Annotated in this window: 21 protein-coding genes and 1 tRNA gene; 15 read left to right on the top strand and 7 right to left on the bottom strand. The window is 59.4% G+C overall.

Features of this window, described 5'->3' with window-relative positions:
* Positions 1-35: 35 nt before the first annotated feature.
* Together glpD and BMX80_RS07460 are read right to left on the bottom strand one after the other, a co-directional pair.
* The gene (gene glpD, locus BMX80_RS07465) at positions 36-1559 is read right to left on the bottom strand and encodes a glycerol-3-phosphate dehydrogenase (protein ID WP_139214043.1); all 1524 of its coding nucleotides are present in this window, start codon (positions 1557-1559) and stop codon (positions 36-38) included.
* A 235-nt stretch (positions 1560-1794) separates the two neighbouring features.
* Entirely contained in the window at positions 1795-2550 is a 756-nt protein-coding gene (locus BMX80_RS07460) for a DeoR/GlpR family DNA-binding transcription regulator (RefSeq protein ID WP_071870381.1), read from the bottom strand.
* A 91-nt stretch (positions 2551-2641) separates the two neighbouring features.
* On the opposite strand from BMX80_RS07460, the gene ybaK reads away from it, so the two are divergent.
* From ybaK to BMX80_RS07425, 7 genes are all read left to right on the top strand, one after another.
* On the top strand, positions 2642-3112 hold the full coding sequence (gene ybaK, locus BMX80_RS07455; RefSeq protein WP_074866928.1) for a Cys-tRNA(Pro) deacylase: 471 nt from the start codon (positions 2642-2644) through the stop codon (positions 3110-3112).
* Positions 3113-3205: 93 nt separating this feature from the next.
* The gene (glpK, locus tag BMX80_RS07450) at positions 3206-4693 is read left to right on the top strand and encodes a glycerol kinase GlpK (protein WP_074866927.1); all 1488 of its coding nucleotides are present in this window, start codon (positions 3206-3208) and stop codon (positions 4691-4693) included.
* A 137-nt stretch (positions 4694-4830) separates the two neighbouring features.
* A complete protein-coding gene (locus tag BMX80_RS07445; protein ID WP_074866924.1) occupies positions 4831-5634 on the top strand; it encodes an alpha/beta fold hydrolase in 804 nt (267 codons plus the stop codon).
* On the top strand, positions 5618-6505 hold the full coding sequence (locus tag BMX80_RS07440) for an alpha/beta fold hydrolase (RefSeq protein WP_083394273.1): 888 nt from the start codon (positions 5618-5620) through the stop codon (positions 6503-6505). The genes BMX80_RS07445 and BMX80_RS07440 overlap by 17 nt, the downstream gene beginning before the upstream one ends.
* 54 nt (positions 6506-6559) lie before the next feature.
* Positions 6560-7222 (top strand): glutathione S-transferase family protein, encoded by a 663-nt coding sequence (locus BMX80_RS07435; RefSeq protein ID WP_074866921.1) that lies wholly within the window; start codon positions 6560-6562, stop codon positions 7220-7222.
* A gap of 9 nt (positions 7223-7231) precedes the next feature.
* A complete protein-coding gene (locus tag BMX80_RS07430; protein ID WP_074866919.1) occupies positions 7232-8041 on the top strand; it encodes a DUF4892 domain-containing protein in 810 nt (269 codons plus the stop codon).
* Positions 8038-8478 (top strand): HIT family protein, encoded by a 441-nt coding sequence (locus BMX80_RS07425; RefSeq protein WP_074866917.1) that lies wholly within the window; start codon positions 8038-8040, stop codon positions 8476-8478. Before BMX80_RS07430 ends, BMX80_RS07425 begins: the two co-directional genes overlap by 4 nt.
* A 60-nt stretch (positions 8479-8538) precedes the next feature.
* Here the strand turns inward: BMX80_RS07425 and BMX80_RS07420 are convergent, their stop codons facing one another.
* The 3 genes from BMX80_RS07420 to rne form a co-directional block, all read right to left on the bottom strand.
* Positions 8539-9756 carry a catalase family protein gene (locus BMX80_RS07420; RefSeq protein WP_074866915.1) on the bottom strand — a complete coding sequence of 406 codons (1218 nt, stop codon included), beginning with the start codon at positions 9754-9756 and terminating at the stop codon, positions 8539-8541.
* A gap of 2 nt (positions 9757-9758) precedes the next feature.
* Complete coding sequence (locus BMX80_RS07415) at positions 9759-11666, bottom strand: di-heme-cytochrome C peroxidase (RefSeq protein ID WP_074866913.1); 1908 nt, start codon at positions 11664-11666, stop codon at positions 9759-9761.
* A gap of 266 nt (positions 11667-11932) precedes the next feature.
* Positions 11933-14893: a ribonuclease E gene (gene rne, locus BMX80_RS07410; protein ID WP_074866911.1), complete on the bottom strand. Its 2961-nt coding sequence runs from the start codon at positions 14891-14893 to the stop codon at positions 11933-11935.
* Positions 14894-15449: 556 nt separating this feature from the next.
* Here rne and rluC point away from each other — a divergent pair.
* The 3 genes from rluC to BMX80_RS07395 are packed head-to-tail and all read left to right on the top strand — an operon-like array spanning position 15450 to position 18088.
* Positions 15450-16409 (top strand): 23S rRNA pseudouridine(955/2504/2580) synthase RluC, encoded by a 960-nt coding sequence (gene rluC / locus BMX80_RS07405; RefSeq protein WP_074866908.1) that lies wholly within the window; start codon positions 15450-15452, stop codon positions 16407-16409.
* A complete protein-coding gene (locus BMX80_RS07400) occupies positions 16402-17097 on the top strand; it encodes an HAD-IA family hydrolase (RefSeq protein ID WP_074866905.1) in 696 nt (231 codons plus the stop codon). Before rluC ends, BMX80_RS07400 begins: the two co-directional genes overlap by 8 nt.
* Entirely contained in the window at positions 17087-18088 is a 1002-nt protein-coding gene (locus BMX80_RS07395) for a S49 family peptidase (RefSeq protein ID WP_074866902.1), read from the top strand. The genes BMX80_RS07400 and BMX80_RS07395 overlap by 11 nt, the downstream gene beginning before the upstream one ends.
* 279 nt (positions 18089-18367) lie before the next feature.
* Here BMX80_RS07395 and BMX80_RS07390 read toward each other — a convergent pair.
* Together BMX80_RS07390 and gliR are read right to left on the bottom strand one after the other, a co-directional pair.
* Positions 18368-18444: transfer RNA gene (locus BMX80_RS07390), tRNA-Pro, on the bottom strand.
* A 59-nt stretch (positions 18445-18503) separates the two neighbouring features.
* Positions 18504-19535: an AraC family transcriptional regulator GliR gene (gene gliR, locus BMX80_RS07385; RefSeq protein ID WP_074866899.1), complete on the bottom strand. Its 1032-nt coding sequence runs from the start codon at positions 19533-19535 to the stop codon at positions 18504-18506.
* Positions 19536-19646: 111 nt separating this feature from the next.
* On the opposite strand from gliR, the gene BMX80_RS07380 reads away from it, so the two are divergent.
* From BMX80_RS07380 to BMX80_RS07360, 5 genes are all read left to right on the top strand, one after another.
* A complete protein-coding gene (locus tag BMX80_RS07380) occupies positions 19647-21242 on the top strand; it encodes an FAD-binding oxidoreductase (RefSeq protein WP_074866896.1) in 1596 nt (531 codons plus the stop codon).
* A 2-nt stretch (positions 21243-21244) separates the two neighbouring features.
* Entirely contained in the window at positions 21245-22861 is a 1617-nt protein-coding gene (locus tag BMX80_RS07375; RefSeq protein ID WP_074866894.1) for a glycerol-3-phosphate dehydrogenase/oxidase, read from the top strand.
* Between the two features lie 8 nt (positions 22862-22869).
* The gene (locus tag BMX80_RS07370; protein ID WP_074866891.1) at positions 22870-24429 is read left to right on the top strand and encodes an FGGY-family carbohydrate kinase; all 1560 of its coding nucleotides are present in this window, start codon (positions 22870-22872) and stop codon (positions 24427-24429) included.
* Between the two features lie 94 nt (positions 24430-24523).
* A complete protein-coding gene (locus tag BMX80_RS07365) occupies positions 24524-25459 on the top strand; it encodes a chemotaxis protein CheV (RefSeq protein ID WP_071870361.1) in 936 nt (311 codons plus the stop codon).
* A 91-nt stretch (positions 25460-25550) separates the two neighbouring features.
* Positions 25551-25934: a hypothetical protein gene (locus tag BMX80_RS07360; RefSeq protein ID WP_139214041.1), complete on the top strand. Its 384-nt coding sequence runs from the start codon at positions 25551-25553 to the stop codon at positions 25932-25934.
* Positions 25935-25982: the final 48 nt, after the last annotated feature.

Raw genomic sequence — 25982 nt, 5'->3', positions numbered from 1 at the left:
AGGCGGCGGGCGGGAAAGAACCTGACAGGGACCTATCAGGCTGCGTTGCAATGCGGGTGTTTTTCCAAGTAATGCACCAGTGCCAGTTGTTGCGGGCGGCTCATTGACAGACCCAGCTTAGTGCGGCGCCAGAGGATGTCGTCGGCACTGACTGCCCATTCGGCACGGCACAGGTAATCGACCTCGCGGCTGTAAAGCCCGGCGCCAATGTGTTGGCCTAGGTCTTCGAGGTATTGCACGCCATCGAGCCACTGCCATACACGGCTGCCGTAAGTGGTGGCCCAACGCTGCGCTAAGCTCGGCGTCAGCCAAGAGAAACGCTGCTGCAGTTGCTGGATAAGCTCAGCAGCATCGCTAATGTTTTCGCCACCGGGCAGTGGGGCAAAAGCAGTCCACTCGCCGCGCTGATGCGGGAAGAACGGCTTCAGCTGTGCCAGCGCGCTTTCGGCCAAGCGTCGATAGGTGGTCAGCTTGCCGCCAAACACCGATAACAGCGGCGCTTCACCGGGGTTAACCGCCAGCGACAAGGTGTAATCGCGGGTGATGGCGGAAGGCTCGTCCGACTCGTCATCGCACAAGGGGCGCACGCCGGAGAAGGTCGACAACACGTCTTCGCGGTTGATCTGCTGCTTGAAGTGCGCGTTGCTGATGCGCAGCAGGTAGTCGATTTCTTCTTCGCTGATGGCAACCTCAGCGGGGTCGCCACGGTATTCCACGTCGGTGGTGCCGATCATGCTGAAACGATCCAGATACGGAATGACGAACACGATGCGCTGGTCTTCGTTCTGCAGAATGTAGGCCTGCTCAGTGCCTTCTAGGCGCGGCACTATGATGTGGCTGCCTTTGATCAGGCGGATGCCGTAGGGCGAGCGTTGTTTCAAGTCTTCGCGAATAAAACGCGCCACCCACGGGCCGGCGGCGTTGACCAGTGCGCGGGCACTCACCGCTTGTTCGCTGCCGTCGGCATTTTGCAGGGTGGCTTTCCACAGGCCTTTTTCGCGCTTGGCGCTCAGGCAGCGGGTGCGGGTGCGCACATCGGCGCCTAGTTCGCGCGCTTGCATGGCGTTGAGTACCACCAAGCGGGCGTCATCTACCCAACAGTCGGAATATTCAAAAGCGCGCTTAATCGAACTCTGGAGCGGGTTGTCGGCACTTAAGCGCACGCCATTGGAGCCCGGTAACTTTTTGCGCTTGCCCAAGTGGTCGTACAGAAACAGGCCTGCGCGAATCATCCAAGCAGGGCGCAGATGCGGGCGGTGGGGCAGCAAGAAGCGCATGGGTTTGACGATATGCGGCGCTTTGCCCAGCAGCACTTCGCGCTCGGCCAGGGCTTCACGCACCAAGCGGAACTCGTAATGCTCTAAGTAGCGCAGGCCGCCGTGAATCAACTTGCTGCTGGCTGAAGAGGTGTGCTGCGCCAAGTCATGCTGCTCACAGAGCAACACTTTTAGGCCGCGTCCGGCGGCGTCGGCGGCAATGCCGACACCATTAATGCCACCACCAACAATCAGCAGGTCGTAAACCGGCTGGTCTTCGGCTGTTTGTGCGGGAGTGAACATGGGCATGCGGCGCATCCTTCCTGATTTCAGGCCTGACTTCTGGTGAGTCTTTTACAGGGTTTTGGTTGAGAAAAAGGTGAGTTTGTTTTCGTTTCCGAAAATAGAGTAGCGCAAAAAGATCAAGCTGGAACACTGTTTGATGATTTTTCTGCTAAACGGCCACGGCAAAGCGCACAGGCGTGCTGTAGCGCGCCTGTGGTGGAAGGAGAGTCAGCTCATTAAGGGCGAGGGGCTTTTAAACCAAATGCAGGGCGATTTTGTGCTGCTTAAGCTGCTGGCTGATGGTTTTGCTCGGCGCGGCGTCGGTGAACAGGGCGTCCACTACGCTCAGCGGGCCTAAGCGCACCACGGCATTGCGGCCAAATTTGCTCGAGTCGGCAGCCAGCCAGACTTGCCGTGCGTTGTCGATAATGGCTTGCGAAACGCGCACTTCTTGATAGTCGAAGTCGAGCAAGCTGCCGTCTTCGTCGATACCGCTAATACCGACAATGGCGTAATCGGCGCGAAACTGACGGATAAAGTCTTCGGTTGGCTGGCCTACCACGCCACCGTCGGCGCGCACTGTGCCGCCGGCGACCAGCACCTCGAAGTCACTCTTGCTGCTGAGCAGGCTGGCGACATGCAGGTTGTTGGTGATGATCTTTAAGCCCTTGTGGTTTTGCAGGGCGCGGGCGATCGCTTCGTTGGTGGTGCCGATGTTAATAAACAGCGAGGCATGATCGGGGATCTGCTCGGCAACAGCTTCGGCAATGCGGCGTTTTTCTTCGCGCATTTGCGTGGCGCGCATGGCGTATGCGGTGTTTTGCGTGCTGGAGTCGCTCGCCGCGCCACCATGAAAGCGCCGCAGCAGGCCCTTTTCCGCCAATTGGTTGATATCGCGACGGATGGTTTGCGGCGTTACGGCAAAAGCTTGCACTAGCTCATCAATGCTGACGTAGCCGCGTTCACGAACCTGCTCAAGGATGTCGCGCTGGCGGGGGGCGAGGTGCATAAGGTCTCCGCTGGTCTTGCCCGATGGCGGGCGGGTCGATAAGCTGCCTGCGATTTTCGCAAACGAACATAGATAAGAACAGAGCGCATCCATGACGCCGGCCCTAAAGCTACTTGAGAAACAGCGCGTTGCCCACCGTGCCATGCCTTATGAGCATGACCCTAAGGCGCCGTCATACGGCCTAGAGGCCGCCGACAAATTAGGCCTTGAACCAGCCCACGTGTTTAAAACCTTGTTGGCCGATGCCGAAGGCGAGCTGCTGGTTGCCGTCGTGCCGGTGAGCGGTACCTTAGACTTAAAAGCTTTGGCCGCAGCCGCTAAGGTTAAGAAAGTGCAGATGGCCGATGTCAAACTGGCCGAAAAAACCACCGGTTATCGCGTTGGCGGCATCAGCCCGCTGGGGCAGAAAAAACGCCTGCGCACTTTTATTGACAGCAGCGCGCAATACTTGGCGCAGATATACGTGAGCGGCGGTAAGCGCGGCTTAGATGTGGCGTTAGCGCCTGCGGATTTGCAGCGCTTAACTCAAGCTGAGTGGGCCGATATTGGCCGTGGCGATTAAGCGCCTGCGAATAAACACCACTGCGAATAAACACAACAAAGGGCAGCGTGGGCCATGCGCCACAGCTAGCCAAGACCTCATCAGGAGCATGTTATGGGCCGTTATTTGCTTGCCATCGATCAGGGCACCACGTCTAGCCGCGCGATAGTGTTTAGTCCGCAAGGTTTACCTGTGGCCAGGGCGCAACAGGAGTTTAAGCAGTACTTTCCGCAGGATGGCTGGGTAGAGCATGACGGCGAAGAAGTCTGGCTCACCACGTTAAAAGTCTGCCGCGAAGCACTGGCCAATGCCGGTATTGGCGCCGAGCAAGTGGCGGCTATCGGCATCACCAACCAACGCGAAACCACCTTGGTGTGGGATGCGCAAAGCGGCAAGCTGATTCACCCGGCAATTGTTTGGCAAGACCGTCGCACCGCCGACTACTGCGCCGAGCTAAAAGCCGCCGGCCACGAAAGCCGTGTGAGTGACAAGACCGGCTTGCTGATTGATCCGTACTTCTCGGCCACCAAGCTGCGCTGGATTTTGCACACTGTGCCCGGTGCTCGTGAGCGCGCCGAAAAAGGCGAACTGCGCTTTGGCACCGTGGATAGCTTTTTGCTGTGGCGCTTAACCGGCGGCAAGTCGCATAAAACCGATGCCACCAATGCCTCGCGTACATTGCTGTTTAACATCCATGAGCAGTGCTGGGATGACGAACTGCTGAAACTGTTTGAGATTCCCGCCAGCCTGTTACCACAGGTAGAAGATTGCGCCGCCGACTTCGGCGTGTGTGATGCCGAGTTGCTTGGCGCACCCATTCCTGTGCTCGGCATGGCGGGTGATCAACAAGCGGCACTGCTTGGCCAAGCCTGTTTTGCCCCCGGCATGGTGAAAAGCACCTACGGCACCGGCTGTTTTATGGTGATGAACACCGGTAGCACGCCGGTACGCTCGCAAAACCGCCTACTCACCACCGTGGGTTACCGCCTAAACGGCCAAGTCACCTATGCCGTGGAGGGCAGCATTTTTGTCGCGGGTGCCGCCGTGCAATGGCTGCGCGATGGTATTCAGCTGATTAGCCATGCCAAAGACACCGAAGCCATGGCCGAGGCGACCGGCGAAAATTGCGGCGTGTATCTGGTGCCCGCTTTCACCGGCCTTGGCGCACCGTATTGGGACCCGAAAGCGCGTGGCGCCATTTTTGGCCTAACCCGCGATACCGGCATCAAAGAAATCGTCACCGCGGGTTTGCAGTCGGTGTGCTACCAAACCCGCGACTTACTGGAAGCGATGAAAGCGGACGGCAGTGCGGCGCCCAGTGCCCTGCGGGTCGATGGCGGCATGGTGGTGAATAACTGGGTGATGCAGTTCTTGACCGACATCTTAGGCGTTAGCGTAGAGCGCCCAGAGGTCACCGAAACCACGGCGCTGGGTGTGGCCTATATGGCCGGGCTTAAGGCTGGTATTTACGCCAGTCTCGACGAGATTGCCACCCAGTGGCACTGCCAGCGCAGTTTCCAGCCGCAGCTGGCCGAAGCCCGTCGCGACGATCTTTACGCCGGCTGGCAAGACGCTGTGCGGCGTGTGCGTAGCGACAGTTAATCGGCACGCTTAACGCGCAGTGGTGGTGCTAAATCCGCCATCGTTGCGGCGTTTTTGGCGTGTAATCAAAAGTTTGATTGTGATCAAGCCGCGCATGCGCTATCAAAAACAAACAGTTGTTTGATTTCGAGTGCCGCATGCGCCAGTCCATCTTCTTTACTCATGCCAATGGTTTTCCCACGGCGACCTACAGCAAGCTGCTGACGCCGCTCAGCGCAGTGCATGATGTTCACTCGCTGCCGATGCACGGGCACGATGCGCGCTTTCCGGTGGATGAAAACTGGGCCAGCCTAGTGGATGAGCTGCTGTTTCATCTGTGCCAGCAGCCTGAGCCGGTGTGGGGGGTAGGTCACTCGCTGGGCGGTGTACTGCACTTGCATGCCGCGCTGCGCGAGCCCGAACGCTATCGGGGCTTGGTGATGCTGGACTCGCCGCTACTGGGCACCATTGATCAATGGGTGATTCGGGCCGCTAAGCGCATGGGCTTTATAGATCGCATTACCCCGGCGGGGCGTACCTTAGGGCGTAAAGCGGTGTTCGACGATGCTGCTAATGCGCGGGATTATTTCGCGGGTAAAACCTTGTTCCGCCACTTCGATCCGCAGTGTTTAAGTGACTATGTCGATCACGGCTTTGTCGCCGACCAGCAAGGCCTGCGCTTGTCGTTCGACCCTGACAAGGAAATCGCTATTTTCCGCCATGTGCCGCATACCCAGCCGGCGCCGCTCAATAGCCTGCAAGTGCCGCTGACGGTGGTGCGCGGCCGGCAAAGCCGGGTGGTCATGCCACATCACTTGCGTGCTGCTAAAGGCCTTAAGCGCGGTGCGGTGCGGAGCATGCCAGGCGGGCATATGTTCCCGCTGGAGCAGCCGCTGGCCACCGCCGAGTTAATTCTGCAAGAAATGCATCGCCATACCGTGGAGGTTGCCCATGCCGGCTGAGCAGTTACGTCTGGACTTGGGCCACTTAACCCTCGCGGCGCAAGCCTGGGGCAATCCTGAGCTACCGCCAATCTTGCTGCTGCATGGCTGGTTGGATAACTCGGCGACTTTTGTGCATGTCGCGCCGCAGCTCGCTGCGGCAGGTTACTACGTGGTGGCGCTGGACTTGCCCGGGCACGGTTTGTCGGATCATCGCGCCGTCGGCTGCGGTTATTGGCTGTGGGATTACGTCAGCGATGTGTTGCTAGCGGCCGACCGTTTGGGCTTTACCCAGTTCACTTTGGCTGGGCATTCCATGGGCGGCATCATCGGCGTGTTGTTAAGCGCCAGTTTGCCTGAGCGTGTGCAGCGTTTGCTGCTGATCGACGGGCTGTTGCCATACACCGCCGAGGCCGACGAAGCACCACAAAAACTGGCCGACTTCCTCCGCGCGCAAGAGGCCTTAGGCGGCAAACGTAAGCCGGTGTACCCGGAGCGCGAGCTGGCTGTGAAGGCGCGTATGCAAGGGGTGGGCTCGATCACCTATGAGGCTGCCGAGCACCTCTGTGAGCGTGGTCTAGAGGCAGTAGAAGGCGGCTTTACTTGGCGTAGCGATGCGCGCTTAACCTTGCCGTCGCCGCTGCGCTTAAGCCGCGCGCATGCCTTGGCGTTTGTGCAGCGCATTGAGGCGCCCACGCTGTTGTTGTTGGCCGAGCAAGGCATGTTGCTCACGCCGTTAAAACAGCAGCTAGAAACTGTGTTAGCCGGTACGCACATCGAGCATCACAACTTGCCCGGCGGCCATCATTTGCATTTAGACAGCGCCGAAGGTGGTCAGTTGGTGGTCGAGCAAATGCTCAAATTTCTTGCGAAAAACGAGTCATTGCCTTGACTTGTCTTAGGCTGCGCGCCAGCCTCAGGGCACTGTTCTTGTTCTGAGGTTGGCATGATTGAGCTCTACACCGCAGCAACCCCCAATGGCCATAAAGTCTCTATCGCGCTAGAAGAGTTGGGCCTTGAGTACCGCGTCCACCCGCTGGACTTTAACAAGAAAGAACAAAAAGCCCCGGACTACCTGAAGATCAACCCCAATGGCCGTATTCCGGCGATTATTGATCGCGATGCCGGCGATTTTGCTGTGTTTGAGTCCGGTGCCATCTTGCTCTATCTGGCGGAAAAAACCGGCCAGCTGCTGCCGGCAGATGTCCAAGGGCGCTCGCAGGTTATCCAGTGGCTGATGTTCCAAATGGGCGGGGTTGGCCCTATGCAAGGCCAAGCCAATGTGTTCTTCCGTTATTTTGACGAGAAGATTCCCTCGGCGATTGCGCGCTACCAAAACGAAACCCGGCGCTTGTACGAAGTGCTCGATAGCCGTCTGCAACGCGTGGATTTCTTGGCCGGTGATTACAGCATTGCCGATATCGCCACCTACCCGTGGGTGCGTGTGCATGAATGGGCCGGGGTGAGTGTCGATGGTTTAACTGGCCTGCAAGCGTGGATGCAACGCATGGCCGAGCGCCCAGCGGTGCAGCGCGGTTTAGCCGTGCCGGAACGCGCTAAAGAAAGCGAAAAACTGGTGCAAACGGCGCAATCCATGCTGACCCGCTAAGGAGCTTTCATGAGCTTTATCCGTGGCCTAGTGGCCGCTGTGTGTGCCGGTTTAATGCCGCTGCTGGCCTTGGCAGAGACGCCGCTGGTGCAGGGCTTTGCGCCGTTTCCGCGGGCTGACTTACGTGCCCATAGCCCCGCTGCGCCGGCCGATTACACTGTGTATTTAAGTGCCCCGCAGCGCATCAGTGGGCAGTTACGGGCCGATCGCACCGTACAAGCCGAAGGCACCTTGCAGCGGTTAAGTTGGCAGATTCCCACCGGGCATAGCGCCGATGAGGCGTTTTTGCATGCTGAGCAACAGTGGCTCGATCAGGGCTATAGCTTGCTGTACGCCTGCAAAGGGCGCCGCTGTGGCGCGAGCAACCTGATTGCTAATAGCGTGCTGGATAACGCACGGCTCTACGGGCCGGATGACGGCCAGCGCTTTGCGGTGCTGCGTGGCAGCCTCGATGGCCGTGATCGCGTCTTGGTGCTGTACAGCATCACGCGTGGCAATCGCCGTGTGTATCTGCATATGGATGAGTTCTTCCCCGCACAGCCGCTGGGCGTGCTGGCGCCGGATGCCGGCACCTTGCTGCTGCAATTAAAAGAGCTGGGCAGCGTGAACTTGGCGCAGTGGCCGGCTGAGCCGCAACAACCGTGGCTAGGCGCCCTGCAAAACACCTTGCGCCGCGATTTTGTTTTGCGCTTAACCGTGCAAGGGCCGGGTGCGCAAGCTTGGTATGACGCTTTGCTGGCCGAAGGCGTAAGCCCTACGCGCCTTGAGCTGGATGAGGCCGGCGCGCCGACCTTGATGCTGCGTAGGAGCGGGCAATGAATTGTGTGTTTTGTGCCATTGCCGCCGGAGAGTTACCGGCAGAGCTGCTGTATGAGGATGAGCACTGCTTGGTGCTAATGGATATTTACCCGCTGCGGCCGGGACATGTGTTAGTGGTCAGCCGCGAGCATTATCCCTACCTGCACTTGGCGCCTGAAGCGGTGCGTGAGGCGATGTTCACGCTTTCGCAACGGGTGATGCAGGCGCAGCGTAAGCTCGGCTGGGGGCAGCAGGGGATTAACTGGTTGCTCAATGACGGCCCGGCGGCCAATCAGCATGTACCGCATTGCCACATGCACCAGATTGCCCGCGAGCCGGGCGACACCTTAGCGCTACTCTGGCGCACCGTGGTGCGCTTTGTGCCTTTGGGGCGTGCCAAGGTGATGGCCGATGTGCGCCTGCGTGCAGCGCAGCTGCGTGAGGCGTTAAACGGCTAAAACGTGAGTGGCTAAAACAACAAGGCGCCCTAGGGCGCCTTGTTGTTTTATGGCTGGCGATTATTCACCTTGCTCGTTGGTGTCAGGTTGCTGCGGGCCAAGGTCGCCGGTTAGCGGCTGCGTGTCGGCAGTGGGCTCTTGGCGCGGGGCGCCGTTGCGTTCGTGACGATACACGCTGACGGCTTCATACACCGCGCGACGCAAGCGGTTAATGCCACCCAGCGGGCGGTGCTCTTCAATGCTGTGCCACGGGGTAAACGACAGGTTGTCGCAGAACAGGTTCTGCTCTGGGGTATCGAAGTCCTGCGGCTCGATCTTCAAATGCGCCACGGTGACAAACGGCGAGTCTTCTTCACGCCACTCGATGCTGGTGTCTTCCAGCGGCATGTATTTCTCGGCGTCTTGCAGTTGCACCTGAATGGCAAAACAGGCCGGTACGCGGTCGACGCTTAACTGCTGATACATGGCCGAGCGTAAGAAGTTCGGCAGGTTTTGGTTCAGTGTTGGTTGCGCATAGTCAGGGCACTGCTCCGGTGCCGGTACCGTGCGGTATTTGCTGTTGTGCGGACCGTATTTAAACGGTGCGATGGAGAAGTACTGCGCGCTAAAGGGCGACTCCGGCGGCGGCGCAAGGGTTTGTAAACCAATCAACAGATGGCGGAATTGCCAGGTGCGTGGGTCCCAGCTGGGGAAGAAGGCTTGCACCTTTTTGCCTTCGGCCTGCGCGGCAAAGTTGCTTTGGTATTCCGCCACGTCGCTGACAAAAAACAGCGGCTGGTTGAACATCACCAAGTCTTGCGTTTGTGCATCGGCTTCGCTGGGCAGCAGCTTTTTGCCTTCGACGTTCATCAGCTTGATAGCCATGCCGCGCGCGTCGCGCATGCTGTCAAATTGCGGGTAGGCGTTGCCGTTAGAAAAACGCACCCACGCCGGATACTGCTGGCCGGGCTTAGCAAACACGCCGTGCTGTAAGTTTTCCGGCAAGTCTTCACGCACGCTGACATCGGCCCGCACACAGCCGTGCGCTTTGGCGTGTGCGTCGCGCATGATGCGGGTGTTGTCTTTGTGGGTTTCCACAATGGTGATGGCATCGGCGATGATTTTTTGCGTCATCGCCGCTTCGCCTACAGGGATTTCTTCTTCGGTCGATACTGGGCCCTGCCACGCGATGCGGTAATACAGCTCAGCTACGCCCCAGCCGAGTAAGCCAAGGGCAACCAGCAATAACAGCAGCTTGAAGACAAAGCGCAGCAGTTTGGTGAATAAACGCTTGAGCATGATCAGTTGGCCTCTTGGCGTGAAATCAGTGCGTCACAGTCTGGGCCGGGCGTCCAGGGCTTGGCGGGAACAGGGGTGAGTTGTTGCTCTAAATCGCTGTGGCCGAGCACCTTGAGGTACTCGATCAGCGCCCAGCGTTCTACCGGGCTCAAGTAGCGGCCAATCACGCCACCTTGGCGGCAACCGTCGCGGAACTCGTGGCCGCGGTTACTGTTGCCGCTGATCGCGGTATCCAGCACAAAGCTGCCCTCGAAGGCCTCGGTGCGGTAGCCGACTTGCTTGGGGTCGAACTCTAAATTGCCAATGTGGAATTTAGTGTCGCGCTCGGAAACCGGCGACAGTAGCTGGAACAGGTTAGGCACCGAGCCATTGTGCAAGAACGGCGGCGTCGCCCAGATGCCATCCAGCGGGCGGGCCTTGTAGCCGCGCAGCTCGCGCACGCCAATCGGCAGACCAAAGCCATCCATGCGGGCTTTATCGGCACCTTTAATGCCGGCATCGCGGTAGGCGCGGTCTTCCACATAAGCGGTCAGATAGGCCAAGCCTTTGGCCGATGACACCGAAGCCAGATCGACATCCCCCAGCGTGCCATCGCCGACTAAGCGCACGTCCTGATCGCTGAGTTGGCCGCGTGTCCAGCCTAGGCGGCGCACATCAAAGCGGTGATCGGCAATGTTGTCGGCGGTGTTAGGGTCGGTGCCGATGATGCGGGTGGGTACTACGCGAAGCTTCCATTCTGGGTCGCGGCTGGGGGCTAAGCGTTTGTCCACCGGCTGCGGGCGTGGTGCATGGCAGTAAGCGCAGTTTTCTTCAAACAGCGCACGGCCCTTACTGGCCATTTTGAAATCGATGGCGCCGAACAGCGCTTCTGGCCAGCGCGGCGGCTTTAAGGTTTTTAGGGTTTCTTCGATGGCGTACATATCATGCACGCGCACGCTGGAGGCATAGCGCTCGTTGATCGGCACCGGTTGGCCGCTATCGCTAAACAGCGTGAGGCTGGCGCCTACCCCTAAGGCCTCGCCAATATTGCGTGCCATGGGCTGCATGGCCGAGCCGTTCCACTGCACCCAGTCGAACTTCCAGATGTCCCACAGGTGCGGGTAATTCACCGGCGCATTGGCGATGTGGTAGTTCTTCGCATCGATACGGTCGCCAAACACGGTGTTGGCGATGCGGCCAAAGGCATCGGTACGCCCGGGGCCTTCTTCGGTGGGGTACAAACCGCGGCGCCAGTCGTTGATGGCGGTGTCGCTGAAGGCATCCAATACCTGTTTAAAGTCCCGACGTAGGCGCTTGTAGGCCTTGTTGTTGGCGCTGTTGTCACCCAATACTTTTGCCGCAAAACGCTTGAACTTGCTTGGGTTGTAATAGGTCAGCGCCATGCTGGCGCCGAGCGCTTGACCGAAGCTGCCGCCCTTCAGGGTAGGCACTGTCGAGGCCAAGGCGTGCATACCTGCGCCGCCATCAATGCGCACGGCCGTGCCTTGGTAGCGCAGTTCGCCGGTATGGCAGGCCGCGCAGGTGATATCCACATACCAGATGCCGCTGTCGGTATCTTGGTGACGAGCCAACCCCACGGGCAAGTTGCCGGGGTTGCTGTCACTGGGTTGCTGCGCTGGGTCAAACAGCAGGCCGTAGCGACCGAGGTTATCGGCGGCAATAAAGGCGTTTTGGTTGAATGGTTGCTCTAGCGCGACCAACCAGTCGTAGCGCAAACCTTTGAGCGTGGTGCCTTGCGGGGTGTAGTAATACAGCTGTCGGGCTTGTTCATCCCACTGTTCAAGGTAAATCACCTCGTCAGGGGTTTGATAAGCCGGTACGTGTGGATTCTTGATGTAATGCACCAGCACGGCCACTGCGACGCCGAGCAGCACTAAGAGCAGCACGATTAAACGAAGAAAAAGGCGCATGAGACTTCCGTGTTTGATTGTTTTGTAATCGGCACAGGGTAGGCATAGCTAAGCAGGCTGACAAGCAGGGCGCTTGTTTCATATAACCAAACACGCGGTTTAGTGGCTATTTAATTGCAAATTTTGTTGCAATTAGGTGTCCGCAGCTAGCTTAGCTTGATGGCGCGGCTTAGCCCGCGCACTGGTGTACGGTTATGGCTGCGCTTTAGGCGTAAAAAGCAACAAGCCGGCACTAGGCCGGCTTGTTGGTGAAGCGTTGGACTGACTTAAGCTTGTGGCTTAGCCGTTTCCTCTGCCTCGGTGGCGTCTTGTTCAGCTGCCGGAGCTTCTGTTGCAGACGCCTCGTTGGCAGCGGCTGCGCTTTCCACGGCAGGCGAGGCAACAGGTGCTTCGTCAGCGGCGACTGCCGTTTCTGCTGCGGTTTCAGCGGGCTCGCTAGCCTCTGGGCTGGCTGCTTCAGCTTGTGCTTGCGGCGCAGGCGCAGCAGCGGCTTCAGCGGCCAGTTTGGCTTGACGCTCGGCCTCTAAACGACGGCGGCGACGTTCGCGCGGGTCGTTGGCGGCACGGCCACCGGCTTCGGTAGCCGCAGCGTCAGCATCCGCAGCAGGTGCGCTGGTTGGTTGCTCGGCCTCGCTGGCTTCAGCGGCTTTGGGCGCTTCGCTCGGCGTTTCTGCTGCTGGTTCAGCCGCAGGTGCCGCAACGGCAACGGCAGGCTCAGTAGTCACTTGCGCAGCAACTTGCGGTGCTGCATCGCTAACAGCCTCAACCGTGGCTTCAACCGCTTCAGCGGCGACGGCGGCCACAGGTGCGGCGGCTTCGTTGTTGTCCGCTTGCGCTTCGCGTGGCTTGCGCTCACGACGCTCGCGGCGTTCACGCGGGGCGCGCTCAGGCTGCTGCTGGTTGTTGCTAGCTTGTGCGTCAGCGTCAGCCTTGGTCGCGACGTTCGCTTCGGCAGTGGTTTCTGCCTTGGCAGGCGCGGCAGCTTCGCTGTTGTCCGCTGGCGCGTCTTGCTGGTCGTCTTCTTGACCTTCGTCTAAGCCGGCATCACGCATACGCTCACGACGGTTGCTGCGACGACGCTGACCACGCGAACGGCGGCGCGGGCGCTGCTGCTCGTTGTTGTCATCGTTGTTGTCGTCAGCGTCTTGCGCGTTGTTTTGCGTATCGTCTGCAGCTTGCTCGGCACGCTCGTTGTCTTGCTCGGCCTTGGCCTGCTCGGCACGACGCTCGGCACGTTCAGCGCGCTCGGCTTCACGACGGGCGCGTTGCTCGGCCCGACGTTGCTCGTTGCGCTCGCGACGGGCTTGACGCTCGGCTTCGCTCACTTCGTCATTGGCCGGCTTGCTTTCGCGCGGTTCGCTGTCGTTACGCTCGCTGCGTTCGCCACGCTTACGGTTACGACCACCGCGCTCGTCACGGTTGCGACGGTTGTTGCGGCCTTCGCGGCGACGCTCGTTACGGTTGTCTTTGCTCGGCTTTTGCTCTTCTGGCTCGGCCTTGGGCTCTTCTTCGCGGGCGAACAGGCCGACCAGCGACTTGATCAAACCTTTGAACAGGCTGGGCTGCTCAGCCACTGCCGGCGCAGCAGGTGCTTCTTCTTCGCTGGCCTGTGCCGGTGGAGCAGTGCGGGTTGGGGCCAAGCTCTTCACAGCAGCTTCTTGACGCACCAGTGTGCGGGTCGCTGCAGCCGGGGCTTCGTGATGGTGCTCGTGCTCAACGTCAGCCATTTCGTAGCTGAGCTGGTTGGTTTGCACTTCTGGGCTGTCATCACGCAGGCGCTGCACTTCGAAGTGCGGCGTTTCTAGGTGATCGCTCGGCAGAATCACGATGCGAACTTTGGTGCGCAGCTCGGTGCGGGTGATCGCGTTGCGCTTCTCGTTGAGCAAGAAGGCCGCCACTTGCGTCGGCACGTGGGCGCGTACTTCGGCGGTGCGTTCTTTCAGCGCTTCTTCTTCGATCAGGCGCAGGATTGCCAGCGACAGCGATTCCACATCGCGGATGGTGCCCTGACCGTTACAGCGTGGGCACACCACACCGCTGGTTTCACGCAGCGACGGACGCAGACGCTGGCGAGACATCTCCAGCAGACCAAAGCGTGAGATGCGACCGATCTGTACGCGAGCGCGGTCGGCTTCCAGCGCTTCACGCACTTTGTCTTCCACGGCGCGCTGGTTTTTCGCCGGCGTCATGTCGATAAAGTCGATCACGATCAGGCCGCCGATATCGCGCAGGCGCAGTTGGCGAGCGATTTCTTCGGCTGCTTCCAGGTTGGTTTGCAGCGCAGTTTCTTCGATGTCGCCGCCTTTGGTGGCGCGCGCCGAGTTGATGTCGATAGACACCAAGGCTTCAGTCGGGTCGATCACCAGCGAGCCGCCAGACGGCAGCTTCACTTCACGCGAGAAAGCCGATTCGATCTGGCTCTCGATCTGGAAGCGGTTAAACAGCGGCACGCTGTCTTGGTACAGCTTGATCTTGTTCTGGTAGTTGGGCATCACCTGCTGCACGAAGGCCAAGGCTTCTTCGTAAGCAGCGTGGGTGTCGACCAGCACTTCGCCGATGTCCTGACGCAGGTAGTCGCGGATGGCGCGGATGATCACGTTGCTTTCCTGATAGATCAGGAAAGGCGCGGCGCGTTGGGTCGAGGCTTCGCTGATCGCTTGCCAGAGTTGGATCAGGTAGTCCAAATCCCACTGCAGCTCTTCGGTCGAGCGACCAAGACCGGCGGTGCGTACGATCAGGCCCATGTCGGCGGGGGTGTTCAGGCCGTTCAGCGCTTCACGCAGTTCGTTGCGCTCTTCGCCTTCGATACGGCGCGAGATGCCACCGGCACGCGGGTTGTTGGGCATCAGCACCATGTAGCGGCCGGCCAGCGAGATGAAGGTGGTCAGGGCAGCGCCCTTGTTGCCACGTTCTTCTTTCTCGACTTGGACGATAACTTCTTGGCCTTCGCTCAGCAGCTCTTTGATGTTGCGGCTGTTTTCAGCGCCCTTCTTGAAGTATTCGCGGGAGATTTCTTTCAGCGGCAGGAAGCCGTGACGTTCTGAGCCGTAATCGACGAAGGCAGCCTCAAGGCTGGGCTCGACGCGGGTGATGCGGCCTTTATAAATGTTGGCCTTTTTTTGTTCGCGCGCACCCGACTCGATGTCGAGGTCGAACAAGCGCTGGCCATCTACCAGTGCAACACGCAACTCTTCAGGCTGAGTCGCGTTAATGAGCATTCTTTTCATGCGTTACCGTTAGGTTTCCGGGCTCACGGAAACCGCGACGGCACACACGATCCTTACGGTCGCGTGTCAGGCCGTAGAGCAGCCTAGGCTGCTCGTTTTGTCGTGCCGCGTTTAATGCTGCGGCGACTTACGTTCCTGATTCTCTGTAAATCAATCAGTACAGAAGCACTCAGTCAGGGGGAGGAATCAGCGGGCCAGCGGGACGGAGTAACTCACGTCGTCAACGCTTGAGTGCTACGCAAAGGCCAGCTGTGCATCTCCACCTGCACGAAACCCTGGAGAATCGGGTGCCACTCACGGTTTATTGGAGCGGTTAACAATCGCAGGTTAAACCTGCGCGCTTTTCATTACTTTTGGGGGCTTGGGTAGCGGGTATCTCGGCAGTTGCCGGCTTTCCTGCGGATCGAAGCCACGACCCTGTGTTTCGTCGCGGGTTGAAACGAGCGGCAATCAATACTGCCGTGCAAAACCTGCGGATGCCCACTTTTGGCGGGTGCCGGCAGCTTAGCAGCTAATAGGAAGTGCTTCAATTACAAGAAAAAAGTATCATGCCGCGATGAATTCAAAGCCGCAAAACACGCAGTCGGTGCAGATGCTTCAGGTCCCTGAAGAACTGGCCGGCCAGCGTATCGACAATTATCTGCGTACCCAGCTTAAAGGTGCGCCGAAAACCCTGATTTATCGCATTCTCCGTAAGGGCGAGGTGCGGGTGAATAAAGGCCGCGTTAAGCCCGAATATCGCCTGCAAGCCGGTGACGTGGTGCGTGTGCCGCCCATGCGCTTGCCCGAGCCTAACGACCCGCCCGTGGTCGCCCAGCCTTTGCTGGAGCGCCTTGAGCAAGCCATCGTCTATGAAGACAAAGGCCTGCTGGTGGTCAATAAGCCCGCCGGCATTGCCGTGCACGGTGGCAGCGGCTTGAGCTTCGGGGTGATCGAAGCCTTCCGTCAGCTGCGCCCCGATGCCAAAGAGCTGGAGCTGGTGCATCGCCTCGATCGCGATACCTCGGGCCTGCTGATGATCGCCAAGAAGCGCAGCATGTTGCGTCACTTGCACGCGGCGCTGCGTGCCGAGGGCGGGGTAGATAAACGCTACTGGGCTTTAGTGCGTGGCTCGTGGCCGAGCAGTGCGCGCAAGGTGCATGCGCCGCTACTGAAGAACACCTTGCGTTCCGGCGAGCGCATGGTTGAGGTCAATCCCGAAGGTAAAGAAGCGCTGACCCTGTTCCGCATGCTGCGCCGTTTTGGTCGCTACGCCACGTTGGTGGAAGCCAGCCCGATTACCGGGCGTACTCACCAGATTCGTGTGCACGCCAAACACGCCGGTTGCCCGATTGCCGGTGATGCGAAATACGGTGAAGAAAACTTCGATAAAGAAATTCGCGACTTGGGTGGCAAGCGCCTGTTCTTGCACGCTGTGTCATTGAATATCACCTTGCCCGATGGCACTGAGCTGAAGCTCGAAGCGCCCGTGGATGAGATGTGGGATGCGGTGATGGGGCAGCTCAAGGATGACTGAGCCGATTAAACTCCTGATGCTCGACTGGGATGGAACCTTGGTGGATTCCATCGGGCGCATTGTTGAGTCCATGCAGGTAGCCGCGCGCCATGTGGGCATTGCGCCGCAGAATGACGCGGCGATTCGCGGCATTATCGGCCTAGGCCTGCCTGAGGCAATCCGTGAACTGCACCCGGAACTGCTTGGCGATAGTCGCTATGCGCCGTTTAAAGACGCCTACAGCGATCATTACATGGCGCTTGAAGCCTCGCCGTCGGCTTTTTTTAACGGTGCGTTTGAGATGCTGGAGCAGCTGCGCGAGCAGGGCGTGCTGCTCACCGTGGCGACCGGCAAAAGCCGCCGTGGCTTGGATCGCGTGCTGAGCAATAAAGGCCTGACGGATTACTTTGTGGCCACGCGCTGCGCCGATGAAACCGCGAGCAAGCCAGACCCCTTAATGCTGCATGAGCTAATGGCCTATTGCGGCGTTAAGCCTGAGCACGCGGCGATGGTTGGCGATTCGGTATTTGACCTGCGCATGGGGAAAAACGCCGGGGTGCGCACCTTTGCTGCCGCTTACGGGGCCATGCCGGCGCCGGTGTTGTTGGCTGAACAGCCCGATGGCCTCTTGCAGCAATTTACCGAGATTGGCAATTTCTTCACTCACCACTCCACTGAGACCGAAAAGGCTAGTGAACATGCACTCTGATGAATGGAATGAGCAGCCCAACCGCAGCTCAGGCGCAAAGGATGACGGCAAGGCTTGGCAGCTGTTGGAAAAAGTCGCTTTAGCGGGCTTGCAAGAGCAAAAGCGCGCGCGCCGCTGGGGCATTTTCTTTAAGTTTTTGACCTTCGCCTATTTGTTCATCGCGATTGCGCTGTTTTCGCCGATGGCGGGGCTTAAAGGCGGCTCGGCAAAAACCGGTCCGCACACGGCAGTGATTGAAGTGCGCGGCATGATCGCCGATCAGGAAGAGGCCAGCGCCGACAATATTATTGGCGGCCTGCGCGCGGCCTTTGAGGATGAAAACACCAAAGGCGTGGTGTTGCGCATCAATAGCCCCGGTGGTAGTCCTGTGCAGTCCGGTTATGTGTTTGATGAGATTTTGCGCCTGCGCGAAAAACACCCGGATATCAAGGTTTACGCAGTAATTACCGACCTAGGCGCCTCCGGGGCTTATTACATTGCCAGTGCGGCGGATGAGATTTATGCCGACAAGGCCAGCTTGGTGGGCTCCATTGGCGTGACCGCGGCCAGCTTTGGCTTTGTCGAGGCGATGGGCAAGGTCGGTGTTGAGCGCCGCGTGTACACCTCGGGCGAGCACAAGGCCTTCTTGGATCCGTTCCAGCCGCAAAAAGACAGCGAAACCGAGTTCTGGCAAAGTGTGCTGAAAACCACCCATCAGCAATTTATTGCCAGCGTGAAGAAGGGCCGTGGCGAGCGCTTGAAAGCCGACGAGCATCCTGAGCTGTTCTCAGGTTTAGTGTGGTCGGGCGAGCAAGCCTTAGAGCTGGGCTTAATCGATAAGTTCGGTGGCACCAGTTATGTGGCGCGCGAAGTGATTGGCGAAGAAAACATCGTCGACTTCACCCCGCAGGAAACCCCGTTTGACCGTTTCGCCAAACGCTTAGGTGCCAGCGTGGCTGAGCATCTGGCGATGTGGATGGGTGTTAATGGGGCAGCGCCTGCCTTACGCTAAATCGTCACCCTAAGGAAACGCTGATTTAATGCCTGCACGGTCCAATCACTGTGTTGTGCAGTGCTTGCAACCTCGTCTACCAGGTGGTATGCCTCAGTTGCTGTGCTCCGTACGCCTTGTGCTTGAATCGTTCGACGATTAAATCAGCGCTTTTATAACAGCTTAAAAAGAACAGCCTGACGTTGCTTGTTGGCGTCAGGCTTTTTTCTGTGCGAGTGCCGTCGAAAGCTAAAATTTAGGCAATAAAAAACCCGCTTCTAAGAAGCGGGTTTTTCAATATGGTCGGAGTGACTGGAATCGAACCAGCGACCTTCTCGTCCCGAACGAGACGCGCTACCAGGCTGCGCTACACTCCGTTTGTGTGCGCGCATTTTACAGAAAAAGTAATAGCGCACAAGGGGTTAGGGTGGTTTTTTTAGGGCGCAGAATGGCCTTTGCCGTGCTGGCGAAAATCGCCTGGGGTGTGCCCCGTCCAGCCTTTAAAGCTGCGGTGAAACGAGCGCGGTTCGCTAAAACCAAGGTAGTGGGCGATGTCCTGAATGGCCAAGTCAGTGTGCAATAAATAGTGCTCGGCGAGCTCTTGGCGCAGCTGATCGAGAATCACCTGATAGCTGGTGTCGGCCGCCTGCAAGTGACGCTGTAAGGTGCGCACGGTCATGTTAAAGCGCTCGGCGACTTTCTCTTTGCGCGGCACGCCGTCTTTTAATAACAGGCGCAGGGTGTTCTTCACGCGCACCGGCAGGGGCTCTTCGTCATCTAAGTCGGCCATCAGGCTGAGTGCGTGTTCTTCTAGCGTGCGCAGCAGGTTGGCGTCGGCTTGGCGTAGCGGCGCTTTGAGGTATTCCTGCGGAATCAACAAACCACTTTTCGGTTGGTTAAACAGCACGGGGCAGCCAAATACGGCTTGATAGTCTTGTTCGCTAGCACCATCGGGCAGGGCGTGCTCCAGCCACACGGCTTGCGGCGAGCGCTGCATGTCGGCAATCCACTGGGCATACAGCAGCCAACTGGCCATCACGTTATCAATCATGTGCCGGCGCACCAGCGGGTGTTGGTGGCGGCACTGCCAGTACAGCAAGATGGCGTCGCCGTGTGGCTCGATATGGCTAGTGCCCATATCGCCGACCAGCTTTTCGTACGGCGCGATACGCTCGATGGCTTGGCCTAAATTGGCGCAGTTCATGGTGATGTAGCCCAGCACGCTCCACGAGCCCGGCTGCACAAAGTGCGCGCTGTGCAGGCCAAACAGCGGGTCTTTGCCTTGCTCGAGCAAGTCGAGCAGCAGCTTCTCTAGGGCTTCACCGCTGATGCGCTGGCCGTTGTCACTGAGTATTTGCGGGTCGATACCGGCACGCAAAAGCGCCGCTTGGCTGTCGAGCCCTAAGTGCTCGGCTTGGCGTAAGTATTTGTGAACGGCAGGAACCGAGGTGTAGCCCAGTGATTGCATGTGCGGTGTCATTTGTCGTTATTGGTGACCAGTGCTGTCGTGATAGGACAGTGACGGTTTTTTAGCGCGACTTAGTATAAGCAGCAGATTTTTTTAATTTAAGGAGTTGCCATGCGCCGTTGGAATGGTTGGGGTGATGAAGCTAACGATATGCCGTTGCCAGAGCACGGCCAGCAGTTTGTCGCCGAGCGCATTGGCGCCGGCCAGCATTTGCCCGATGCCAGTTTGGCGCAGGTGCTTGAGCAGGTGCCGGCCAGTCGCCTAGTCGCGCACCCGCTGGTGGTGCTGGATGCCGAAGACCGCGTGCGCCATGCCCGCGGGCAGAGCCTGCCGGACTGGCTGGCGGTGCGCGAAGGGCGCTTTGGCGTGTTCCCCGATGGCGTGGCTTACCCGCAAAGCGCTGAGGATATCCGCGCGCTGCTGGCCTATGCACAAGAGCACGATGTGATTGTGATTCCCTACGGCGGTGGCACTTCGGTAGCCGGGCACATCAACCCGGATGAAAGCGCCAAGCCGGTACTGACCGTATCGCTGGAGCGCATGACCCAGCTCACCGATTTAGATACCGAAAGCCAGCTGGCCACTTTCGGCCCCGGCGTCAATGGCCCGCAAGTCGAAGCGCAGCTGCGCGCCAAGGGTTACACCTTGGGGCATTTCCCGCAGTCGTGGGAGTTGTCGACCTTGGGCGGCTGGGTGGCCAGTCGCTCCAGCGGTCAGCAGTCGCTGCGCTATGGGCGCATCGAGCAGCTGTTTGCCGGTGGCACCTTAGAAACCTTTGCCGGTCCGCTGGAAATCCCCACCATTCCCGCCTCCTCAGCGGGGCCGGATCTGCGCGAAGTGGTGCTTGGCAGTGAAGGGCGCTTCGGGATTATCTCCGAGGTTAAAGTGCGGGTAACGCCCTTGGCCGAGCAAGAAAACTTCTACGCGGTGTTTTTGCCCAGCTGGCAGCAGGCCTTAGGCGCCATTCGTGCGCTGACCCAAGCCAAAGTGCCGCTGTCGATGCTGCGCCTGTCCAACGCCATTGAGACAGAAACCCAGCTGGCGTTGGCCGGCCACCCGGCCGAAATCGGCTTGCTGGAGAAATACCTCAAGCTGCGCGGCGCAGGTGAAGGCAAGTGCATGCTGATGTTCGGCTTAACTGGCAATCGCACGCAAAACGCGGCGTCGTACAAGCAGGTTAAGCGTCTGTGTAAGCCGTATCGGGGCGTGTTTACCGGCACCATTCTGGGCCGCAAGTGGGCGGAAAAGCGTTTCCGCCTGCCGTATCTGCGTGAAACCCTGTGGCAGGCCGGTTACGTGGTGGACACCCTAGAAACCGCCACCGACTGGTGCAATGTCGATAGCCTGCTGAACAAGATCGAAACCAGCCTGCGCGACGCGTTGAAAGATGAAGGCGAACGCGTGCATGTGTTTACTCATCTGTCGCACGTGTATGGTCAAGGCTCGAGCATTTACACCTCGTACGTGTACCGCCCCGGCGGCGACTACGCCACCGCGTTGGCGCGTTGGAAGAAACTCAAGTACGCCACCAGTGAACTGATCGTGCGCAACCGCGGCACCATCAGCCATCAGCACGGCGTCGGTGCTGACCACGCGCCGTATTTGCCGATTGAGAAGGGCCCGCTGGGCATCGCCACGCTCAAGGCGCTGGCCAAGCACTTCGACCCCGAGCAGCGCCTGAATCCCGGCAAACTGTTGCAGGATTGAACATGCCGCACACCGTCTGGAATGCCGCTTGGCGCGATCGTACGCTGAGCGAGCTGGAGCAGCCTGAGTGGGACTTGATCGTCGTCGGTGGCGGGATCACCGGTGCGGGCATTCTGCGTGAGGCCGCACGGCGCGGCTGGCGCTGCTTGTTGCTGGAGCAGCGCGACTTCGCCTGGGGCACCTCTAGCCGCTCGTCCAAAATGGTTCACGGCGGGCTGCGCTATATCGCCAAGGGCCAACTGGGCCTGACCCGCGACTCGGTGCGCGAGCGCCAGCGCTTGCTCAGCGAGGCGCCGGGGCTGATCGAGCCATTGCCGTTCTTGTTTGCCCATTACCAAGGCAGCTTTCCCGGCCCACGGGTGTTTGGCGGCTTGCTCAGCGTGTATGACGCGCTGGCCGGGCAGCGCCTGCACCGCTTTCATCCGCCGCAAGCGCTGAGCTTTTTGGCCCCGCAGCTGAATACTCAGGCGCTGCAAGGCGCTACCGAGTTTCAGGATGCCGTCACCGACGATGCCCGGCTGGTGATGCGTGTGCTCAGCGAGGCGCGCGCCGAAGGCGGCGTGGCGCTCAACGCCATGCAGGTCAAAGAGCTACAGCGCACTGCTGGTGGTGAGAGAGGCGAGCGTGTTACCGGTTTAAGCGTGGAAGACCGCGAAAGCGGCCGCCTATTCACCCTGCGCAGCAAAGCCGTGGCGCTGGCCACCGGCGCGTGGGCCGATGAGCTGCGGAATCGCCAAGGCAGCGCCGAACATATTCGCCCGCTGCGCGGCAGCCATCTGGTTGTGCCAGCGTGGCGTTTGCCGGTGGCGCATGCCTTTAGCTTTATGCACCGCGCAGATAAGCGCCCGGTGTTCGTCTTCCCGTGGGAAGGGGTGACGGTGGTGGGCACCACCGATTTGGATCACCGCAGCCCGTTGGATAGCGATGCGGCAATCAGCCAAAGTGAAGTCGACTATTTATTAGCTGCCTGCGCGCAGCAATTCCCCGCTGCGCAGATTGGCGCAGCCGACATCACCGCTACGTGGGCCGGGGTGCGCCCGGTGGTGAGTGACGAGGCCACGCCGAGCAAAAAACCTTCCGACGAAACCCGCGAGCATGCCCTGTGGGTAGAGCCCGGCTGCGTGACGCTGTCTGGCGGCAAGCTGACCACCTTCCGTCTGTTGGCGTTGGAGGTGCTCAGCGCCTGTGCGCCGATGGTGGGTAAAACCGTGGCCGACCACGGCAGCCGCGTATTTGCGGCAACGCCAATGCCTGAACTGCCGCTCAGCCCGCAGGCCAGCCAGCGTTTGCACGGCCGCTATGGGCGCGATTGCTCAGCGCTGGCGGAGCTTATCACCAGCCTTGGCACCGCCCGCGTGGCCCATACGCAAACCCTGTGGGCGGAGCTGGTGTGGGCCGCCGGACATGAGCTGGTGCTGCACTTGGATGACTTGTTACTGCGCCGCACGCGCTTGGGCCTGTTGTTGCCCGAAGGTGGCCTGCCGCTGATGGCGAGCATTCGTGAGCGCTGCCAAGCGGTGCTCGGCTGGGATGACACCCGCTGGGACGCCGAAGTCGCCGCCTACCAAACCCTCTGGCGCCGCTGCTACAGCGTGCCCGCCCGCCACACACCGGCTTAAGGATGCTTATGCAGCGCGATGCAACCCTTCTGGCAATCGACAATGGCACGCAAAGCGTGCGCGCCTTGTTGTTCGACCTGCACGGCAACTTGCTCGGCAAAGGCAAGGTGGAGATCGAGCCATATTTCTCCGCACAGCCCAATTGGGCTGAGCAGCACCCGGACTACTATTGGCAAACCTTAGGGCAGGCCTGCCAGCAGTTGTGGGATAGCGTCGATATCGACCGCAGCACGCTCAAAGGCGTGGCGCTCACCACCCAGCGCGGCACCTTGGTCAATCTTGACGCACAGGGCCAGCCGCTGCGCCCAGCTACTGTGTGGATGGATCAACGCCATGCCGAGGTAAACGGGTCGATTCGCGGCCCGTGGGGTTGGCTGATTCGTTTGGCCGGGCTGTCTGACACCATCAACGCTTTTCGCGCTCAAGCACCGGCTAACTGGGTGGCGCAAAACCAGCCCGATGTGTGGGGTAACACCGACAAATACCTGCTGCTATCTAGCTACCTGAGCTACCGCCTGACCGGCGAATATGTGGACTCCGTCGGCTGCTGCGTGGGCTATCTGCCGTTCGACTTCAAACGCCTGAACTGGGCGAAAGATTCCGATTGGAAATGGCAAGCGCTGCCGGTTAAGCGCAGCCACTTGCCACGCCTGCACAAGCCCGGCGAAGTGCTGGGGCTGATCAGCGCAGAGGCCAGCGCGCATACCGGCATCCCCGAGGGCTTGCCATTGGTAGCGGCGGCGTCGGACAAAGCTTGCGAAGTGCTCGGCGCCGGCGGCATCGAACCGTCGATTGGCTGTCTGTCGTATGGCACCACCGCGACGATCAACACCACCACCAAACGCTACCTAGAAACCATCCCCTTTATGCCGCCGTACCCAGCGGCGCTGCCGGATCACTACAACACCGAGGTGATGATCTATCGCGGCTTTTGGATGGTCAGTTGGTTTAAGCGCGAATTTGGCCTGCGCGAGCAGCAAAAAGCCAAAGAGCTGGGCGTGGCGCCGGAGCAGTTGTTCGACACCTTAGTCAACTCGGTGCCGCCGGGCTCGATGGGCTTGATGTTGCAGCCGTATTGGTCGCCGGGTGTGCGTGAGCCGGGGCCAGAGGCCAAAGGCGCAATTATCGGCTTTGGCGATGTGCACACCCGTGCGCATGTCTATCGCGCCATTCTCGAAGGCTTGGCCTACGCCCTGCGGCAAGGCAAAGAGAAAATCGAGAAGCGCTCTGGCACGCCGATTACCCGCTTGCGGGTATCTGGCGGCGGTTCGCAGAGTGATGCGGCCATGCAGCTAACGGCGGATATCTTCGGTATTCCTGCCGAGCGCCCGCATATTTATGAAACCTCGGGCTTAGGTGCTGCTATCGACTGCGCCGTCGGGCTTGGTTTGCACGCCGACTACCCCAGCGCGATTAAAGCCATGACGCGGGTGGGCGATGTGTTCCAGCCTAATCCGCAGGCCAGCAAAACCTACGACCGCCTGTATAAAGAGGTGTATCTGCGCATGTATAAGCAGCTCAAGCCGCTGTATATGAGCATTCGCGATATCACCGGCTACCCGCGTTAGCCGACTTAATACTCAAGAAAGCCCTTCATCCGCCGATTTGCACGCTTAATAAAGGTTGCGACTACACTTTGTGGTAGTCCTTGGAGGGTGAAGTATGTCAGGCGTTCTGCATAACGTTGATCAGCGTACCCGTTTGGTGGGTGAAAACCGGCTGGAAATCCTTATGTTCCAGCTCAGTGGCCGCCAGCTGTTTGCCATCAACGTGTTCAAAGTGCAGGAAGTCCTGCAAATGCCCAAGCTGACCCAGATGCCGCAGCGCCACCGCTGCGTCGTGGGCGTGGTGCATTTGCGCGGGCATACCATCCCGGTGATCGATCTGTCGCAGGCCATTGGCATGCGCCCGATCGAGCCACAGCCCACCAGCACCATTATCGTCACCGAGTACAACCGCTCGGTGCAGGCGTTCTTGATTGGTGGGGTTGATCGCATCATCAACCTCACTTGGGACACCGTCATGCCGCCGCCCGACGGCGCAGGGCGCAATCACTACCTGACGGCGATCACCAAAGTCGAAGACAAGCTGGTGGAGATCATCGACGTCGAGAAGGTGTTGGCCGAGATCATGCCGTACAACACCAAAGTTTCCAGCGAGCGTCTGCAAGACCCCACCTTAACCGCTGCACAAGGCCGCGAAGTGCTGCTGGTGGATGACTCCAGCACCGCGCTGATGCAAATGCGCGACACCCTCCGCCAGCTGAACTTAAAGATTCATGCCGTCAGCGATGGCCTAAAAGCCTTGCAGCTGCTCAAACAATGGGCCGATGCCGGCGAAGATGTGCCGCGCAAGTTGCTGATGATCATCACCGATGCGGAAATGCCGGAGATGGACGGCTATCGTCTGACCACCGAAATTCGCAGCGACCCGCGCTTGGCTGACTTGTACGTGGTGCTGCATACCTCGCTGTCGGGCAACTTCAACTTGGCCATGGTGCAGAAGGTCGGCTGTAACGATTTCTTATCGAAATTCCAGCCCGACAAACTGGTGGATGCCGTGAGCAAGCGGCTGTCCAGTGTGGATTCCGTCGGCTGATTTTTGTCGCTTACAACGGGTTGAGCTTCACCTAGGGTAAGGGTTAGCCTGCGTTCATCGTCTTATTTGCGAGTGTGCTCTGGTGCGCTATTTGGCTGCGATCCTCTTTGCCCTGTGCCTGTCTACCAATGTGGTGGCACAGGCGTTGGCGGCTGTGGGTCAGTGCCAAATGCCCGGCAGCATGCAAGCGGCCATGCAGGCGATGCCGGCGCAGCACGCCGGGCACCACATGGCGCCACTCGCAGCGCAAGACAACGCACATGCTTGCTGCGACATGGCAGAGCCGCCGCCAAGCAGCACGCACAACCCCGATGACAGCTGCCCTATGGGGTTAGATTGCCAGCCAGTGCACAGTGTTTTAGTGCTGGAGCCGCTCAACCTGATGGTGCCGAGTTCACAAGCGCTGGTGAGTTCTTTCCTGCCGTACTGGCCAGCAGCGCCTGCGGCCAGCTTATTACGCCCCCCACAAGCCTGAACCCTGCGACCTAACAGGGGAATGCCGAGTTAACTCAGCATTCAAGCG

This window comes from Atopomonas hussainii, assembly GCF_900109735.1.
Lineage (GTDB): Bacteria > Pseudomonadota > Gammaproteobacteria > Pseudomonadales > Pseudomonadaceae > Atopomonas > Atopomonas hussainii.
This window is presented reverse-complemented; position numbering and strand designations above follow the sequence as displayed.

Bases quoted from the DNA above. Each gene is read 5' to 3' on its own strand.
- glpD (WP_139214043.1), bottom strand. From the start codon at position 1,559: ATGTTCACTCCCGCACAAACAGCCGAAGACCAGCCGGTTTACGACCTG.
- BMX80_RS07460 (WP_071870381.1), bottom strand. From the start codon at position 2,550: ATGCACCTCGCCCCCCGCCAGCGCGACATCCTTGAGCAGGTTCGTGAA.
- ybaK (WP_074866928.1), top strand. From the start codon at position 2,642: ATGACGCCGGCCCTAAAGCTACTTGAGAAACAGCGCGTTGCCCACCGT.
- glpK (WP_074866927.1), top strand. From the start codon at position 3,206: ATGGGCCGTTATTTGCTTGCCATCGATCAGGGCACCACGTCTAGCCGC.
- BMX80_RS07445 (WP_074866924.1), top strand. From the start codon at position 4,831: ATGCGCCAGTCCATCTTCTTTACTCATGCCAATGGTTTTCCCACGGCG.
- BMX80_RS07435 (WP_074866921.1), top strand. From the start codon at position 6,560: ATGATTGAGCTCTACACCGCAGCAACCCCCAATGGCCATAAAGTCTCT.
- BMX80_RS07430 (WP_074866919.1), top strand. From the start codon at position 7,232: ATGAGCTTTATCCGTGGCCTAGTGGCCGCTGTGTGTGCCGGTTTAATG.
- BMX80_RS07425 (WP_074866917.1), top strand. From the start codon at position 8,038: ATGAATTGTGTGTTTTGTGCCATTGCCGCCGGAGAGTTACCGGCAGAG.
- BMX80_RS07420 (WP_074866915.1), bottom strand. From the start codon at position 9,756: ATGCTCAAGCGTTTATTCACCAAACTGCTGCGCTTTGTCTTCAAGCTG.
- BMX80_RS07415 (WP_074866913.1), bottom strand. From the start codon at position 11,666: ATGCGCCTTTTTCTTCGTTTAATCGTGCTGCTCTTAGTGCTGCTCGGC.
- rne (WP_074866911.1), bottom strand. From the start codon at position 14,893: ATGAAAAGAATGCTCATTAACGCGACTCAGCCTGAAGAGTTGCGTGTT.
- rluC (WP_074866908.1), top strand. From the start codon at position 15,450: ATGAATTCAAAGCCGCAAAACACGCAGTCGGTGCAGATGCTTCAGGTC.
- BMX80_RS07400 (WP_074866905.1), top strand. From the start codon at position 16,402: ATGACTGAGCCGATTAAACTCCTGATGCTCGACTGGGATGGAACCTTG.
- BMX80_RS07395 (WP_074866902.1), top strand. From the start codon at position 17,087: ATGCACTCTGATGAATGGAATGAGCAGCCCAACCGCAGCTCAGGCGCA.
- gliR (WP_074866899.1), bottom strand. From the start codon at position 19,535: ATGCAATCACTGGGCTACACCTCGGTTCCTGCCGTTCACAAATACTTA.
- BMX80_RS07380 (WP_074866896.1), top strand. From the start codon at position 19,647: ATGCGCCGTTGGAATGGTTGGGGTGATGAAGCTAACGATATGCCGTTG.
- BMX80_RS07375 (WP_074866894.1), top strand. From the start codon at position 21,245: ATGCCGCACACCGTCTGGAATGCCGCTTGGCGCGATCGTACGCTGAGC.
- BMX80_RS07370 (WP_074866891.1), top strand. From the start codon at position 22,870: ATGCAGCGCGATGCAACCCTTCTGGCAATCGACAATGGCACGCAAAGC.
- BMX80_RS07365 (WP_071870361.1), top strand. From the start codon at position 24,524: ATGTCAGGCGTTCTGCATAACGTTGATCAGCGTACCCGTTTGGTGGGT.